12 protein-coding genes and 5 pseudogenes are annotated in these 14,644 nt (G+C 55.8%); 9 read left to right on the top strand and 8 right to left on the bottom strand.

Annotation, left to right across the window (positions count from 1 at the left end; genetic code table 11):
* Positions 1–43 precede the first annotated feature (43 nt).
* The 3 genes and pseudogenes from AC25ND_RS01445 to AC25ND_RS01435 all read right to left on the bottom strand — a co-directional run.
* Positions 44–979, bottom strand: a complete 936-nt coding sequence (locus AC25ND_RS01445) for a chemotaxis protein CheV (protein ID WP_096049775.1) — start codon at positions 977–979, stop codon at positions 44–46.
* 32 nt (positions 980–1,011) lie between these two features.
* Positions 1,012–2,124, bottom strand: a complete 1,113-nt coding sequence (locus AC25ND_RS01440; protein WP_420875188.1) for a methyl-accepting chemotaxis protein — start codon at positions 2,122–2,124, stop codon at positions 1,012–1,014.
* Positions 2,125–2,256: 132 nt separating this feature from the next.
* Positions 2,257–2,577, bottom strand: a pseudogene (locus AC25ND_RS01435) (PAS domain-containing protein); the annotation flags it as partial.
* A 486-nt stretch (positions 2,578–3,063) separates the two neighbouring features.
* On the opposite strand from AC25ND_RS01435, the gene AC25ND_RS01430 reads away from it, so the two are divergent.
* The 9 genes and pseudogenes from AC25ND_RS01430 to AC25ND_RS01390 all read left to right on the top strand — a co-directional run bounded on the left by AC25ND_RS01430 (position 3,064) and on the right by AC25ND_RS01390 (position 11,510).
* Positions 3,064–5,925 carry a sensor histidine kinase gene (locus AC25ND_RS01430; protein ID WP_096049777.1) on the top strand — a complete coding sequence of 954 codons (2,862 nt, stop codon included), beginning with the start codon at positions 3,064–3,066 and terminating at the stop codon, positions 5,923–5,925.
* Entirely contained in the window at positions 5,915–7,036 is a 1,122-nt protein-coding gene (locus tag AC25ND_RS01425; RefSeq protein WP_096049778.1) for an HD-GYP domain-containing protein, read from the top strand. Before AC25ND_RS01430 ends, AC25ND_RS01425 begins: the two co-directional genes overlap by 11 nt.
* 123 nt (positions 7,037–7,159) lie before the next feature.
* Positions 7,160–7,813, top strand: a complete 654-nt coding sequence (locus AC25ND_RS01420) for a thermostable hemolysin (protein ID WP_096049779.1) — start codon at positions 7,160–7,162, stop codon at positions 7,811–7,813.
* Between the two features lie 63 nt (positions 7,814–7,876).
* Positions 7,877–8,451, top strand: a pseudogene (locus AC25ND_RS01415) (cytochrome ubiquinol oxidase subunit I); the annotation flags it as partial.
* A gap of 1 nt (position 8,452) precedes the next feature.
* Positions 8,453–9,460: a cytochrome d ubiquinol oxidase subunit II gene (gene cydB, locus AC25ND_RS01410; protein WP_096049780.1), complete on the top strand. Its 1,008-nt coding sequence runs from the start codon at positions 8,453–8,455 to the stop codon at positions 9,458–9,460.
* Positions 9,461–9,472: 12 nt separating this feature from the next.
* A pseudogene (locus AC25ND_RS01405) lies at positions 9,473–9,610 on the top strand (DUF2474 domain-containing protein); the annotation flags it as partial.
* A pseudogene (locus tag AC25ND_RS01400) lies at positions 9,598–9,969 on the top strand (transposase); the annotation flags it as partial. The pseudogenes AC25ND_RS01405 and AC25ND_RS01400, both read left to right, overlap by 13 nt.
* 138 nt (positions 9,970–10,107) lie before the next feature.
* Positions 10,108–11,274: pseudogene (gene umuC, locus AC25ND_RS01395) on the top strand (translesion error-prone DNA polymerase V subunit UmuC); the annotation flags it as partial.
* Between the two features lie 116 nt (positions 11,275–11,390).
* Positions 11,391–11,510: a DUF4113 domain-containing protein gene (locus tag AC25ND_RS01390; protein WP_486976028.1), complete on the top strand. Its 120-nt coding sequence runs from the start codon at positions 11,391–11,393 to the stop codon at positions 11,508–11,510.
* A gap of 56 nt (positions 11,511–11,566) precedes the next feature.
* Here the strand turns inward: AC25ND_RS01390 and AC25ND_RS01385 are convergent, their stop codons facing one another.
* From AC25ND_RS01385 to AC25ND_RS01365, 5 genes are all read right to left on the bottom strand, one after another.
* Positions 11,567–12,487, bottom strand: a complete 921-nt coding sequence (locus AC25ND_RS01385; protein ID WP_486976027.1) for a hypothetical protein — start codon at positions 12,485–12,487, stop codon at positions 11,567–11,569.
* Positions 12,488–12,667: 180 nt separating this feature from the next.
* Positions 12,668–13,135, bottom strand: coding sequence for a hypothetical protein (locus tag AC25ND_RS01380; protein WP_486976026.1), 468 nt, complete (start codon positions 13,133–13,135; stop codon positions 12,668–12,670).
* A complete protein-coding gene (locus AC25ND_RS01375; protein WP_486976025.1) occupies positions 13,132–13,575 on the bottom strand; it encodes a type II toxin-antitoxin system HicB family antitoxin in 444 nt (147 codons plus the stop codon). The genes AC25ND_RS01380 and AC25ND_RS01375 overlap by 4 nt, the downstream gene beginning before the upstream one ends.
* Positions 13,572–13,829: a type II toxin-antitoxin system HicA family toxin gene (locus tag AC25ND_RS01370; RefSeq protein WP_486976024.1), complete on the bottom strand. Its 258-nt coding sequence runs from the start codon at positions 13,827–13,829 to the stop codon at positions 13,572–13,574. The genes AC25ND_RS01375 and AC25ND_RS01370 overlap by 4 nt, the downstream gene beginning before the upstream one ends.
* A gap of 503 nt (positions 13,830–14,332) precedes the next feature.
* The gene (locus AC25ND_RS01365; RefSeq protein WP_028692711.1) at positions 14,333–14,602 is read right to left on the bottom strand and encodes a DUF3077 domain-containing protein; all 270 of its coding nucleotides are present in this window, start codon (positions 14,600–14,602) and stop codon (positions 14,333–14,335) included.
* Positions 14,603–14,644: the final 42 nt, after the last annotated feature.

Genomic DNA, 14,644 nt, shown 5'->3' with positions numbered 1-14,644 from the left:
AATGCGTCTTGGAGGTTCAGACATTCCTGGCGCTTGTTTTCGATTAGGCATGTAGAGCAAATGTCCTGATTCGGGCCATCACCAACCCTGCTAACTCATCGGGGCGAAACTTGGCTAGGAACTCGTCCGCGCCAACCTTCTTTACCATAGCTTCGTTGAACGCACCGGACAGCGATGTGTGCAGCGCAATATGTAGACTGGACATAAGGGGATTTGATCGAATCTCGGACGTCAGCGTATAGCCGTCCATTTCCGGCATTTCGATATCTGAAATCATCATCAGCAGCTCATGGCTTGGCTGTTTTCCGTCCTCTAGCATCGTTTCCAGCAAAGACAGTGCTTGGCTGCCGTCGTTGCATGCCAGCACTTGAACCCCCACGGCTTGCAGGCAACGACTGACCTGCAGGCGAGCCACCGAAGAGTCATCCACGATCAGCACCTTGAAATGGCTGGCTTGTCGACGGATGTCTGCATCCAGGGTGCCTTCGCTGAGTTGCTCGCAGATGGGTGACACCTCGTTGAGAACCTTTTCGACATCGATAATCTCAACCAGCTCACCGTCTACATTCGTGACCGCCGTCAAATAATGGTGTCGACCGCTCCCCCGAGGTGGAGGGTGAATCCCTTCCCAGTTCAAGTTGACGATGTGCTCGACTTCGCTGACCAAAAAGCCCTGGGTGCGGCCGTTGTATTCGGTGATGATCACAAAGGCCGCTTCGCGGTCTCGGAGCCCTGGCAGCCCGGTGGCATACGCTAGGTCGAGGATCGAGATCGATTTGCCGCGTACGTTTGCTACGCCGCATACCACTGGATGGGATCCTGGTAGTCGCGACATAGGGGGGCACTTGAGAATCTCCCGTACCTTGAACACGTTAATGCCATACAGCTGCTTTTCGTCGAAGCGGAACAGCAATAGTTCCAGGCGATTTTTGCCAGCCAGCTGCGTCCGACTGTCGACGGTTTCCAATAGACCAGCCATTTTTCACCTCATCGATTTCTCAGAGCGCGTATTCAGCCGTTGAACCGCGTGACCAATGCGTTAAGTGCATGAGCCGTGTTCTCAAGATCTCCGCCCAGAGCGCAAGAGTTTTCGGCGATGTCGGCGTTCTGGTCCGATACGTGCGCGATGCTGGTGATCTGCCGAGAAATTTCCTCTGCGACGTGTGCCTGCTCTTCGGAGGCCGTGGCCATTTGTTGACTCATTTCATGGATACGGCTGACGGCCGTGTTTATGCCGTCCAACGCTTGCTGGGTGCTGATTACCTGAGCCACACCGCTGACCGCTTCGCCACTTCCTTGGCGTGCAACGGCCACCGCTTGGTTTGCTACATCTTGCAGGGTTTGGATGATGCGCTGGATGGTCTGGGTGGACTCCTGAGTTTTGGAGGCCAAGGCGCGCACCTCGTCTGCCACCACCGCGAAGCCTCGGCCTTGTTCACCTGCCCGTGCAGCCTCGATCGCAGCGTTGAGCGCGAGCAAGTTGGTCTGCTCGGCAATTGAGCGGATCATGTTTGCCGCTTGCTGTATGGTCTGTGTTTCGTTGGCCAGACCCTCCACGGAATGGCTTACCGCCTCGACCGTTTCGGCCAGTTTCTCGATCACGTGACGGGTCTTCTGCGCTTCCTGCGAACCAGTCTGGGTCAACAGGTTCACTTCATCGGCCGCCTTGGCGGTGTGATTGATGTGCACCGCCACTTCGGCAATCGACATCGCCATCTGGTTCATAGCGGTGGCTGCCATATCGGCTTCGTCACGTTGTTTGGTCAGGGCTTGCTCCGACTGACGCGAAAGTGACTGGCTTTGTGTGGCAAGGGCTGCGGTTTGGTTGGCGAAGTCGCCCAGCCTACTCAGTGCGGTGCGAATCTTGGCTTGTTCGCTGATCAGGATCATCTGCAGTTGCCCGGCCATACCACGCTCGTCGGTATAAGTTCGGGCGATCAACTCACTGTCGAAACTCCCCGCCGAGACGCTGCGGATCGCGTTGAGGGTCTTGCGAGTCAACATTTCGGCCAACCCTTGCAGCGCGAACATCCCCACGGCGGCAGTGAGTGCGCCTGGCAGTGTACCTGCCAACTCGAAGACCCCGGCACTGGCAGCGGCGACCAAAGTCGGTGGCAAGGTCATGCGTACCCAGAAGCCCAGGCGCTCGCGAAAAGGTTGGCTCTGCTTGTTGTCTTTGAGCCGGGCATACAGCTGGATCGCACGTTGGACCTGATCCCGATCCGGCTTGACCCGTACCGATTCATAGCCGGTCAGGGCCCCCTGAGAGAAGATGGGCGTGACATAGGCGTTAACCCAGTAGTGGTCGCCATTGCTGCAGCGATTTTTCACCACGCCCATCCAGCTCTTGCCTTCCTTGAGGTAGGACCACATGTGCGCGAACACCGCGCTAGGCATATCCGGATGACGAACGATGTTGTGCGGACTGCCGAGCAACTGCTCGCGGGTGTAGCCGCTCACCGCCACGAACTCATCGTTGCAGTAGGTAAGCTTACCGTGCAAATCAGTGGCGGAGATCAGGCGCTGGCCTGCCGAAAATTCGAGTTCTTTTTGAGTGACCGGAAGATTAGTCCGCATGATGCAAACCTCTGTGAACGCTGTAGGCAATTTTTTGTTAATGGCTGTCCATTAGCTAATCGCAGCGTCCTGCTGTCTTCGCGAGTCGGTCCGGGGGGCTGGTCTGGGCGTGGGAACCTGTACTCAGGTCAGTGATGAGTTGCAGGCTAATTGGTGGCTCTTTGATGTCAATCGGCCGGACAGAAGAATCTTGTTACATGTGTCTTTTTCGCTTTAGTCCATGATCTGGATCAGTGTTTAGCGGGCTAATGACTGGTAAAGGAGAGTTACTTTCAGTTGCCACTCAAATGCTGCTGAGAACAATTTAAATTTGCAGTGAATTGCTATTTGTGCGATCGCGATTCATCTAAACGGTTATTTGGCAACGCCCAATATTTTTCTAAACTGAAGCGATGAAGGGAGTTTGTGTTTTGAGCCGGTGGGCTATAAACCAGTAGTGCCTTAACGCCACTATTGGTTGAGACCTGGGGCATGCACGGAGGCCAAATGAGCAAAGCGGTGAGCCGGATCCTGTTGCGACAGTGGATGTGGCGGGCTTTCATGCGCAGCGCGCTAATTCCCTTGATTCTGGTCGAGACGGTTCTGGTCGGTTGCTACCTGCTGAGCAATCAGGCCATCCGCGATGCGCAACTGGGCTACCTCGACCGCAGTGCAATCGACAGCCTGGCGGCTAGCGCCGAACAGAATGCACTGATCATCCAGAACCAGCTCGACCACATTGGCGATACCGCGAGCTTGCTGGCGAGGTTGACAGAGCGTGCCTTGCAGGGGCCAGCCCTAGGTGCCGTGGAAAACCTGTCGGTGTCTGCGCAGGGCGCCAGGTTCAGCCCGGTGGACCGAGGCGGTGCAGCCTCTTTCTACTCTTCTGCGACGCCGCTGGATCATCAGGACCTGAACAAGGTAAACCGGCTGGCTTCCCTTGATCCGCTGTTCATGGAAATCAAGAACAATGACCCGATCATTGCCAGCCTGTATTTCAATAGTTGGGACAGCTATAACCGAATCTACCCCTGGTTCCGTACTGACGAGCAGTATCCGCCCGACATGCGCATTCCAGAATTCAACTTTTACTACTTGGCGGATGCGGCCCATAATCCGGAACGCCGCACACGCTGGACCGACGTCTACCTAGATCCGGCAGGGCATGGGTGGATGATGTCGGCGGTGGCTCCAGTCTACACCGGAGACTTTCTCGAAGGCGTCGTCGGTATTGATGTCACCATCGGCGGGGTATTGCCACAGCTTGAGAAATTGAAAGTCCCTTGGGATGGATACCTGCTGCTTGTCGGGCGCGACGGGACGATCATGGCCATGCCCGAAAAAGCCGAGCACGACTTCGATCTGCGGGAACTGCTCCATGCCCCTAGCCAGAACAAAATCAGCAGTGAACGTTTTAAGCCACAGAACTTCAACCTAGGGGGGCGCGACGACACACGCCAACTGGCTGAGCAGTTGAATACGTCCAGCTCGGGCAATACGCAACTGGCCCTGAAGGGGCGTGATCACCTGATTGCCTGGAGTGCCATTGGCAGCACGGGGTGGCACCTGCTGGCGGTGGTCGACAAGGAAATGGTCATGAGCGCGACCAATGCCTTGGCGGAGCACTACCGCGACATTGGCTATCTCATGATCGCCGGTCTGGTGATTTTCTACCTGGGCTATTTCAGCGTGCTCTGGATACGCTCGCAAAAGCTCAGTGAACGCCTGCGCAAAACCATTGCTGATATCAGCGGTATGCTCAGTGAAATCGGTCGAGGCCATTGGCAGCCACAACGCGCCGAATCGCAGATTCAAGAGCTGGACGAGATAGCTGGTGATGTGTTGACCATGGGGGCGCAATTGGCGACCAGCGATTTGCATCGGCGTATCGCGCAGCGTCGGTTGATGCAGATCATGGACTACCCAACCTCGGGCATGTGGGAGTATCACCCGGACGATGACTGCCTGAGCCTGCACGGCGGTTTGTGCGAACGCTTGGGCTGGCCGGGTAACCAGATTTCCCGGGAAGCCTTCCTGGAAAGGCTTGACTTGACGAGCGCCCGGCAATTCCAGAACGTGCTTGACGGCCTTCGCTCAGGAAATACCCAGCGTATCGAGTTGGAGCTGAGGGTGTACCAAGCCGATGGCCACGCCTTATGGGTGCTGTGCCAAGGCCGTATGCTGGACGTCTCAGCCGAGACCAGCCGAGTGGCACTTGGCACTTTGGTCGACATTGATATGCTCAAGTTGGCTGAGGCTGACCTCAAAGCGCGCACCCATCAGGCGCAGGCCGCGAATCAGGCTAAGTCTCGCTTCATTTCCAGTATCAGCCACGAATTGCGAACCCCGCTCAACGCCATCCATGGTTTTGGGCAACTCCTGCATATGCAGGTGCATGATGCGGTGGCCAAAGATCAGGTTGAGGAGATCTTGGGTGCCAGCAGCCACCTAACCAATTTGGTGGATGACCTGCTCGACTGGTCCAGCCTGCAGGCAGAAACCCAAAACCTCACCCTGTTGCCGGTTCAGGTCTCCAGCGTGCTGGAGGAGTGTTCGGAGATGATGGCCGCTCAAGCTCAGGCAGCCGGGCTGAAGCTGAGCTTGTGCCCGGTACCACAGCAATTATGGGTGCGCTCCGAGCCCAGGCGTTTGCGGCAGGTGATGCTTAACCTGCTGTCCAACGCCATCAAGTACAACAGACCCGAGGGCAAATTGCTGGTCGGCGCTGAAGCGCTGCCGGGTGTAGTGCGTTTGTACGTCGAAGATGGTGGCATGGGCATCGAGCCCCAATTGCAAGCGGAGCTGTTCGAGCCCTTCCAGCGCCTGGGCAAGGAAAACACATCGATTCAGGGCACCGGTATTGGCCTGGCCCTGTGCCGCGAGTTGGCCGGGCTGATGGGCGGGTCGATGGGATTGCGCAGCGTGCCCGGAGAAGGCAGTCGCTTCTGGATCGAATTACTCGACGTTGCGCAGTTGGAGTTCCCCGTGGACGAGGTCGATCCGTATGTGTTCTATGCAGGGCGTGATGCCGAGATTGTTGCGCAAGTGCCAATGTTGCTCGCCCGGCGTGTCCAATTCGACCACGGCACCTTGGAGGCGTGTCTCATACACGCCCGCGAACGTGGAGCGCCACACGTGCTGCTGCTTGATTGTGACGAGGATGAGGAGCAGCGGTTGAGCCTATTGGGCCGAATCCGTCGGACTTCTGGATCGGAACTGATGTCACTGATTGTGATCGGCAGTGAACCACGCAAACTGGCATTGCTGGGGATCGAATTCCAAGGTGTGGTCTCAAAGCCCGTAAGCCGTGAAGAACTCGCCGAATTGCTGAGCGCATTGCTGGAACAGGAGCCTACGAATGTTCACTGATATCCCGGATGATGTGCGCATTGTGGTGATTGATGATGTTGCCGCCAACTTGCGCTTGCTCACTTCGAGCCTGAAAGCGTTTGGACTTTCGAATGTTGTGTGTTTTTCAGAGTCGGCAGAAGGTTTACGGTGGTTAAACGAAAAGCCGTGGGATTTACTGTTGCTGGACCTAGACATGCCAGAGCCGAATGGCTTTCAGATTCTTGAACACCTGAGTGGGCGTGATCGGTCTCGGCAGCCAATCATCATACTCACCGCTTTGACCGACGCTGCCAGTCGACGCCGAGGGCTGGAGCTAGGTGCTAACGATTACCTGCCCAAGCCGTTGGATCTGCCGGAACTCGTGCTCAGGGTACGCAACTGCCTGCGACTGGCACAGGCGACGCGCCGTCTGCAGGAGTCCAACCTGGATCTTGAGTTACAGGTACTGCAACGCACGATGCAGTTGCAAGAAAGCTATCGTGCGGCGATCCGTGCCCTGGGCAGAGCCGCGAGCTATCGGGATAACGAAACGGGCGAGCACATTCAGCGCATCGGCGACGCATCGGCATTGATCGCTCAAGCTATGGGGCAGCCGGCCAACTGGTGCGAGCGCTTGAGAATGGCGGCGCCGATGCATGACCTGGGCAAAATCGGAATTGCCGACCACATCTTGCTCAAGGAGGGCGTCCTTACGGCGCAAGAGCGTCAAGTGATCATGGGCCATCCAGAAATTGGCTATAGCATCCTGCATGATGGCACGATGGATGAACTGACCGAGATGGCGGCGCAAATCGCATACTGCCATCACGAAAAATGGGATGGCACCGGCTATCCGCGTGGGCTGTCTGGTGAGCAAATCCCTCTTGAAGCGCGCATCGTGGCGCTTTGCGATGTGTATGACGCCTTGCGCATGCCCCGCCCCTACAAACCCAGTTGGAGCGCGCAACGCGCCCAAGCCTTCATCCTGGAGCAGTCAGGGCAGCATTTTGATCCGCATTTGGTCCAGGTGATCCAAGGATGCTTCGAGCAAATCGAGCAGTATTTTGAATCACCCAAAACGGCACAGGGCCGTTCTGAGGGACATGAGTCCCAGCGCCTGGAGGATAAACATCGTGCTGCCGGTGCTTGATCAGCCCACAGCCTGTTGCCGAGCGACAGGTTTTCGAATTCGAACGCCCACAAAGGTGGGTGTTTGCAGCATTTAGCCGTCAGGCCGAATTCACCTAAAGTCGAAAACGTCACTTCAGATTCTATGCTCCCGCTACCAATCGGTAGCCATGCCGACCACCGCGCGCAGCTTTCGCTTCATCTGGAGGGAGATGCTTCACGTGAGGATCTTGAGCAATTCATCCACGCGTGCTTTGCCGCCGTGCATCAAGCGAATGTGCAGCATGACCTACCAGAACTCTTGGCATTGCATGACAGCCACGGCCGCCTGATCGCCGCGGCCGGCATGCGCCCGGCCAGCCAGGGTCCAGTATTTCTCGAACGGTACCTGGACGTGCCTTTGGAAACCGCCGTTTCTCAAGTTGCGGGCATTTCATTGGATCGTACCTGCATAGTCGAAGTAGGAAACCTGGCCTCCCTCAGCGCTGGCAGTGCTCCCATCATGATCATCGCGGTCACATGGTTGTTGGCCAACCGTGGCCTTGAGTGGGTCACGTTCACTGGGGCGGCGACATTGATAAACAGCTTTCAACGGCTTGGACTGACGCCCCGTGTGTTGGCCTCAGCCGATCCCGGCCGCCTGCTGGGACAGATGGGCCAGTGGGGTCGCTATTACGATCAACGCCCCCAGGTATTCGCCGGAAACATCGGCTATAGCTTCGACGCCCTGACCCGAGCCGGCGTGTTCCAAAGGCTGGGTTTCCCAGTGCTCGCCGAGGAGACTGGCCATGCCGCGTGAACTGGAGCGGTTTCAAGAGCTGCTGATGTCGTTCGCCCGCGATCACGCCGGTGCCGTGGCGGTGAAACCACCCGTTTCAAGATCGAGATCCCTGCCCTCGGCAGCCTGATCCTGACCCACAGCCTGGACAAGCAGGTACCGGCAATGAAGGAGTTCCCGCCTGAGGACCGGCCCAACTCGACCATTGTCTTCTGGTCGTTCCGGGTCATGGTCGGCCTCGGCTTGCTGATGATCTTCGTCGGCCTTTGGAGCCTGTGGCTGCGCAAGCGCGGCACGCTCTACACCTCGCGCCCGTTCCTCTACCTCACCCTGTGGATGGGCCCGTCCGGGCTCGTGGCGATCCTCGCCGGCTGGTTCACCACCGAAATCGGCCGCCAGCCATGGGTGGTCTACGGCCTGCTGCGCACGGCCGACGGGTCTCGAACCATGACGCCACCCAACTCAGCATTACCCTCGTGGCGTTTGTGGTGGTGTATTTCGCCCTGTTCGGTACCGGCCTTGGCTACATGATGCGCCTGGTGCGCAAAGGGCCAAAACCTGGCGAGGGCGACCATCACACCCCAGGTGGTCCCGGCCAGCAACATACCCCGGCGCGGCCGCTGTCCGCCGCCGACGATTACCAGGCAGAGGTGAATTGACATGGGCATCGACCTTCCACTGATCTGGGCGGTGATCATCATCTTCGGCGTGATGATGTATGTGGTGATGGATGGCTTTGACCTGGGAATCGGCATGCTCTTCCCCTTCGTCAAGGACGAGCGTGACCGTGATGTGATGATGAACACGGTCGCCCCGGTTTGGGACGGCAATGAGACCTGGTTGATCCTCGGCGGGGCGGCACTGTTCGGTGCCTTTCCCCTGGCCTATGCGGTGGTGCTCGAAGCGCTCTACCTGCCGCTGATCCTGATGCTGATCGGGCTGATCTTCAGGGGCGTAGCCTTCGAATTTCGCTTCAAGGCCAAACCCGCCAAGCGCCATCTCTGGGACAAAGCCTTCATCTGGGGCTCGCTGGTCGCGACCTTTTCCCAAGGTGTTGCCCTGGGCGCCTTCATCGAAGGCATCAGGGTGGTCGAGCGCAAGTACGCTGGAGGTGCGCTCGACTGGCTCACGCCGTTCAGCCTGTTCTGCGGGCTGGGCCCGGTGGTCGCCTACACCTTACTCGGTTGCACTTGGCTGGTGATGAAGACCGAGGGGGCGCTGCAGCAGCGCATGCACGATGTTGCCAGGCCCCTGGCGCTGGTGCTGCTGGTGGTGATCGCCGTGGTCAGCCTGTGGACACCGCTGGCCTACCCGCAAATCGCCGCCCGCTGGTTCAGCATGCCCAACCTGCTCTGGTTCATACCGGTGCCGATCCTGGTACTGGTGACGTTCTACGGGCTGCTACGTGCCGTGGCACGCAACGCGCACTACACGCCGTTCTTGCTAACCCTGGCGCTGATCTTCCTGGGCTACAGCGGGCTGGGCATCAGCCTGTGGCCCAACATCATCCCGCCTTCGGTCAGCATCTGGGATGCCGCAGCGCCGCCGCAAAGCCAAGGCTTCATGCTGGTGGGCACGCTGTTCATCCTGCCCATCATCCTCGGCTACACGTTCTGGAGCTACTACGTGTTCCGCGGCAAGGTAACCCATGAAGACGGCTACCACTAGGAGCATAAGGTGATGACCTCGAGCGTGAAGCAGCCTCTGTGGCGCAGACTGGCCTGGCTGGCGTTGATCTGGGCTGGCAGTGTCGCGGCGTTGGGCCTGTTCGCCTGGCTGATCCGATTGTTCATGCTGGCTGCCGGCATGCGCAACCACTGTTGGACGAGGTCAGCATTCCATCGACCCAACGTGGCCGCCCGCGCAAGCGCTGCAAATGGCTGCTCGCCGACAAGGGTTACGACGCCGAAGCACTACGCCGCTACTGCGATCAATATCGAATGCAGCCCGTCATCCCGTTGCGCTCGATGAAGCGCAAGCCCAAGCCTGGCTTACCAAGACTGTTTGACCGGCCCAAATACCGACAGCGCAACATCATTGAGCGCATGTTTGGCTGGCTGAAAGAGAACCGCCGGATAGTGACCCGCTTCGACAAGCTCGCGAAAAGTTATGCCGCGATGGTCTCACTGGCTTGCTCCATGCGGTGTTTGCGACATCTCTTTTCGTACAGAGCCTAGGCGTCTGTGAATGTCCTGGCCAGGACTCCCGTTTTTGATCCGGGTTTTGACCAATATCGTGTGAATTCGAAAAAATGTTAGTTAGAGAAAATATTTATAAATCAGTGTTTTACTGGTAACTAATGGTTAGTGCCATTCAGATACAACGACGGCTGTGTGATCGCCAGGTCATACGACGCCAAGCCCTACGTGAAGATGGGCGAGCCCTATTTCCAGGCCAAGGAGAAGCTGCGCCGGCATGGCATCGTGGCGTTCTCGCCCAACTATGCGCTGTATGGCGACATGAGCGAGCGGGTCATGTCGCTGATCGAGTCGATGGTGCCTGCGGCCGAGGTTTATTCGATCGATGAATGCTTCGCTGACCTTACGGGCGTGCAGGGGAGCCTGACCCAGTTCGGCAGGGATGTGCGCGCCAAGGTGCTGCGCTGTACCGGCATCCCCGTGGGTGTTGGGATCGCCCGCACCAAGACTCTGGCAAAGCTCGCCAATCACACCGCGAAGCGCTTGCAGGCGCATACGGGTGGGGTGGTCGATATCACCGAAGACTTCAAGCGCGACTGGGTGCTGCGCAACACGGAGGTGAAAGAGGTGTGGGGCATTGGCCGGCGAATGACGGCGCACCTCGAGGCAATGGGCATCCACACGGCTATGGACCTGGCGAAGGCAGAACCGCGGATGCTGCGCGACAAGTTCAGCGTGGTGGTGGAGAAGACCGCGCGCGAGCTCGCCGGCACACCGTGCCTCGAGCTGGATGAGGCTGACCCGCCGAAGCAGGAGATCTGCTGCAGTCGAATGTTTGGCAAGCGGTTGACGGAGCTGGCACCGATCAAGCAGGCGGTGGCCACCTACACGGCGCGTGCAGCGGAGAAGCTTCGCGCCCAGGGATCGGTATGCAAGCGCATGCGAGTCAGCATCCGTACTGGGATGTTCAATCCGGACGAAGCAAAGTATGCCAAGGGGGCCTTGGTCGAGCTGCCATACCCAACCAACGACACGCTGCTGCTCACCAGGTCCGCCACCGAAGCGGCGGGGCAGGTCTACCGCTCGGGTTTCCGCTATAGCAAGGCCGAAGTTTTGTTGATGGATCTGCGGCAGCCGGGGGAGTTCAGCGATGATCTGTTCGCCGTGACGCAGCCGGTGGCTTGCGATCGGCTGATGTCGATGCTGGACGAAATCAACGGCAAGTACGGCCGAGGGACGATGCGTACGGCCAGCGTCCCCGACGCTCCTGACTGGGGGATGCGGCGCGAGATGATGAGTCGTTCGTACACCACGCGGATCGATCAGCTATGGCGAGTCCGGTAGGAAGGCAGCCCAGGTCATGGGGCAAAAATGGGGCAAACTGAGCGCCATTACATGCCCCTCTATGCCCTTTGGACTCTTCACCGGTAGGTAGAGAAATACGCCCAAGCCCTTTGCGTATGGGGCTTGGGCGCATCTTCTCGTCAATACTCCAGCACAATCGGGGTATGTGCCGTGAAATGATCAGCCAGTCGTATACGACGCGGATTGATCAGCTGTGGAAGGTCTGTTCGCGATAGAAAGCCACTCATAAAGATAGCTGGGACGGCTGCCGTTATGAGTGGCTGATAAAAATTTATAGGCGTCCGGCTTTGGATAAATTGTTGACGCTCGCTTCAATGCTTTTATTTTCTAAAATGCGTCGAAGCTTTAATGCAAAGATCATGGATGCGGCAAGAGTTAAGAGCTTGAGAGAAAAAATTACCCATGATGCTAGATTGAGATTCTCTGCCAGATACGTTGCTGGGATCTCAAGAATAGTGGCTGCTAGTAATTCTAATGTTAGTGCCAAGAGTGCTTGTAATATTTTCTTTAGTAAAGAGTCTTGTTTGAATACTGTAAAAAATAAGTAACATGATGCAATAAGAAGGACCATGCTTAATATGGTGGCGACACTCTTTGAAATCTTCATGACTTGTAACTCTATGGTGCTACCTTCTCGATCTCCTGGCTGGATATATTTTATTGCAAAACCTTCATTCATGCGTTCTGAGATTTTATCTACTGAAGCAATGCCAGCGATCCGTGAAGTAACTCTGTCAAGCTCAGTGTCATTGTCAGAAAGCAGGTTGAGGACTATTAAGTCGTTTGGGTTGAGCAGTAAGGGCTGAATAATAGCTCGATTGCCGCTGTGGCTGATGTCGACATTGAGGTCTGGAGGGTTTGTACTGATTACTCGTCCAGCAATTAATGTTCCCCCCTTGAAATCAATATTTATAGGGGTGTCAAAGTCTTCTCTTTTTATCGGGACTTCTCCCGTGTTGGATATGGCGATGATTGTGGAGGTTCCGTTGGCAATTTCCTTGCCTTTGTATTCGATCTTTAGTTCATTTTTAAGTGGGTCTTCACTATCAATTTGAGAAATGCTTGTGCTTCTGACTACCTTGTATTCAAGCTTTTTCGTATCTGAAAAAAAATTGCTCCAGTAGGGAGATGCCAAAAATAATAGGACTGGGAAAGCTATGCCAATACCGAATGTTGAGATGTGCTTTTTCATGTTGGCTTTTAGATTTTAGATGATTTTAATTTTGATGAGTTCATCTTGGATAAGATGTGTGTCTTCTATGATGCCTGCGGCGTGGGCTAACCTTGTCTCCCTCGCTCCTCCTTTAGGCAAAAAAAAGCCCAGTTCCGCAATGGTTGACCGGGCATTGAGTTTTGGCAGTGGCTCTAAGTCTTACTTGGTCTTCGGGCTCTTCCTGCGTTGTACTGTTCTTTTTTTTGAGAGACCAACTTTAGCAATCGGAGGGGTGCTCCAAGGGAAGTCAATTTGAGATGCGCCGAGCCCCTCTAGCAACGGTTTGGCATATCCGCGTAAGTAAGGGAATAGTGTTGCCCCAAGTGCGTATGCCCCGTCGGTAGTGTTGATCCACTGTGATATGGTTTCTTTTTCGGTTGAAGAAAAATGACCAACAATTTCCAGCTTGAAAAATGGCTCATCTTTATTGTTTGGTAAAATGGCTTCAAAACGTTGACCGATGAGGAATTCGAATTCTTCAGGGTCCGCTTGATCTTCGGGGACTTCGATTGATAGACCAAATCGGGCTTGAAAGGCATTCTCTTCGCTTACTTGGTCCGGGCCAAACGAATCGCCGTGAATATTTCTGATGCTGATGTATTTCAGAGATACAAGTTGCAAGCTCATTTGACTACCGCCAGTTTTGGCTTTGGAAGCGCGGGCTTAATTGTAATCACATCAGAGCGATAATCGCTATCAGGGTAGTGGTGGTGATGCACTTCGTTGTGCTTGCCATTGATATGGCAATTAATCGCGTCTTTTACCACTTCATTGATAGATAGATCATGCTTGCTTGCGAATCTCGCAAGGTCTTTATGTAGCTGTATGCCAATGCGGACATTGAATGAGCCGGAATAAGGCCTCTCGGGTTCAACGCCAAGCTCGCGGCAAGTTTCAATGTAGTCGTCGACCGCTAACTGGAACTCGGTGTTGAGGTCTTTTGGGTTATCAGCTACGTAAGTTACCAAGTCGTTGATATGCAATATCTTGCCATGCATTTCAAAAGTCTGTGTGTCAACCTCGACTGACCCTTGAAATCCATTGTACTCAAGTGTCTTAATAGTCATTTTAGGTAGCCTTGTGATTTCAATGCTTCAATAATATCTTCGATTTGCGCACCGATCAGCGTGCTATCTGGGTGCCTTTTGTGCAGCAAAACCTTGTGTTTGGTCTCCGGATGCACAAATTTTTTCCTTGATCCATTACCTTCCAACTCCTTGTAACCAAAATGCTTCATCACCTTTTGAAGCTGCGCCCATGCGAAATCCCTGGGCGCCGGGGTTTTGGTGAGCTTCTCGAGAAGCTTGTCGATCTGGCTCACAGGAGGTTACTCCGAACCTCACCTAAGCAACTATAATCTAGTTGCACAAGGCTGGCAATTCGCTTTCGTGTCATCCGTGGTACCTAGCTGCGGGGCTACAAATTCGAGGCAGGCACGATGATGGCACTGGGCGCGGGGCGTCCACAAGGGGCTCGCAGCTTCATCTACTAGGATGACGTGAGAATGATAGGGTTCCCTTGATGAGTGATCCCTCATCCCCGGCCGAATGCTGATGCTCCGTGGCCAAGGCTGGATTGGGCATCGCTGGCTGGGAGAAATTGGGAGTGGTTGGTACGAAAATGGTACGCGCCGTTAGGCGACCACCCTTAGACTTTGTATATTGAAGGCTTCAAGAAAAATATGCCCAATCCATCATCGGCGCCACGGAGAAGCGGCGGAGCGGCTCGGGGTGGCGGGGCTACTTGAGAATGCAAAAGTGTGGGGCGCGAACTCAGCGAAGCCGGTGCCTTGGCTTTCTGGCACCGGCCGATCAGCCGTTTTGCCTAGCGGCTCATCCCCAACTCCGCATCATCCATCAGCGCCTTGGCCAATGCACTCAGGTAATACGCCGCCCAAAGCATCTGCGGCTTCTCCTCCATGATCCCGGTGATGGTCAGGTCGCGCACGCAACCCATCAATTCCGAGGCCTGGTCCCGCGCATGCTGGCAAGGGATCCCGGGTTCGATGCAGAACAGCGGGTCGGTCTGGCCTTCGCCCTGGTAGAACTTGGTCTTGCCCACGGTGGTGTGGGGTGTGGTGGTATCTGTGGTCATCATTGAATCTCCCTGAAGTGTTCCGCTGCCTGGTCTGACGCT

The organism is Pseudomonas sp. P110(2024), from assembly GCF_057480795.1.
The sequence above is the reverse complement of the archived record's forward strand: the minus strand, read 5'-3'. Positions and strand labels throughout refer to the sequence as shown.

What these genes read in the sequence shown, in the direction of transcription:
- AC25ND_RS01445 (WP_096049775.1), bottom strand. Translation starts at nt 979, where the DNA reads ATGGCTGGTCTATTGGAAACCGTCGACAGTCGGACGCAGCTGGCTGGC.
- AC25ND_RS01440 (WP_420875188.1), bottom strand. Translation starts at nt 2,124, where the DNA reads ATGACCTTGCCACCGACTTTGGTCGCCGCTGCCAGTGCCGGGGTCTTC.
- AC25ND_RS01430 (WP_096049777.1), top strand. Translation starts at nt 3,064, where the DNA reads ATGAGCAAAGCGGTGAGCCGGATCCTGTTGCGACAGTGGATGTGGCGG.
- AC25ND_RS01425 (WP_096049778.1), top strand. Translation starts at nt 5,915, where the DNA reads ATGTTCACTGATATCCCGGATGATGTGCGCATTGTGGTGATTGATGAT.
- AC25ND_RS01420 (WP_096049779.1), top strand. Translation starts at nt 7,160, where the DNA reads ATGCTCCCGCTACCAATCGGTAGCCATGCCGACCACCGCGCGCAGCTT.
- cydB (WP_096049780.1), top strand. Translation starts at nt 8,453, where the DNA reads ATGGGCATCGACCTTCCACTGATCTGGGCGGTGATCATCATCTTCGGC.
- AC25ND_RS01390 (WP_486976028.1), top strand. Translation starts at nt 11,391, where the DNA reads ATGGGGCTTGGGCGCATCTTCTCGTCAATACTCCAGCACAATCGGGGT.
- AC25ND_RS01385 (WP_486976027.1), bottom strand. Translation starts at nt 12,487, where the DNA reads ATGAAAAAGCACATCTCAACATTCGGTATTGGCATAGCTTTCCCAGTC.
- AC25ND_RS01380 (WP_486976026.1), bottom strand. Translation starts at nt 13,135, where the DNA reads ATGAGCTTGCAACTTGTATCTCTGAAATACATCAGCATCAGAAATATT.
- AC25ND_RS01375 (WP_486976025.1), bottom strand. Translation starts at nt 13,575, where the DNA reads ATGACTATTAAGACACTTGAGTACAATGGATTTCAAGGGTCAGTCGAG.
- AC25ND_RS01365 (WP_028692711.1), bottom strand. Translation starts at nt 14,602, where the DNA reads ATGACCACAGATACCACCACACCCCACACCACCGTGGGCAAGACCAAG.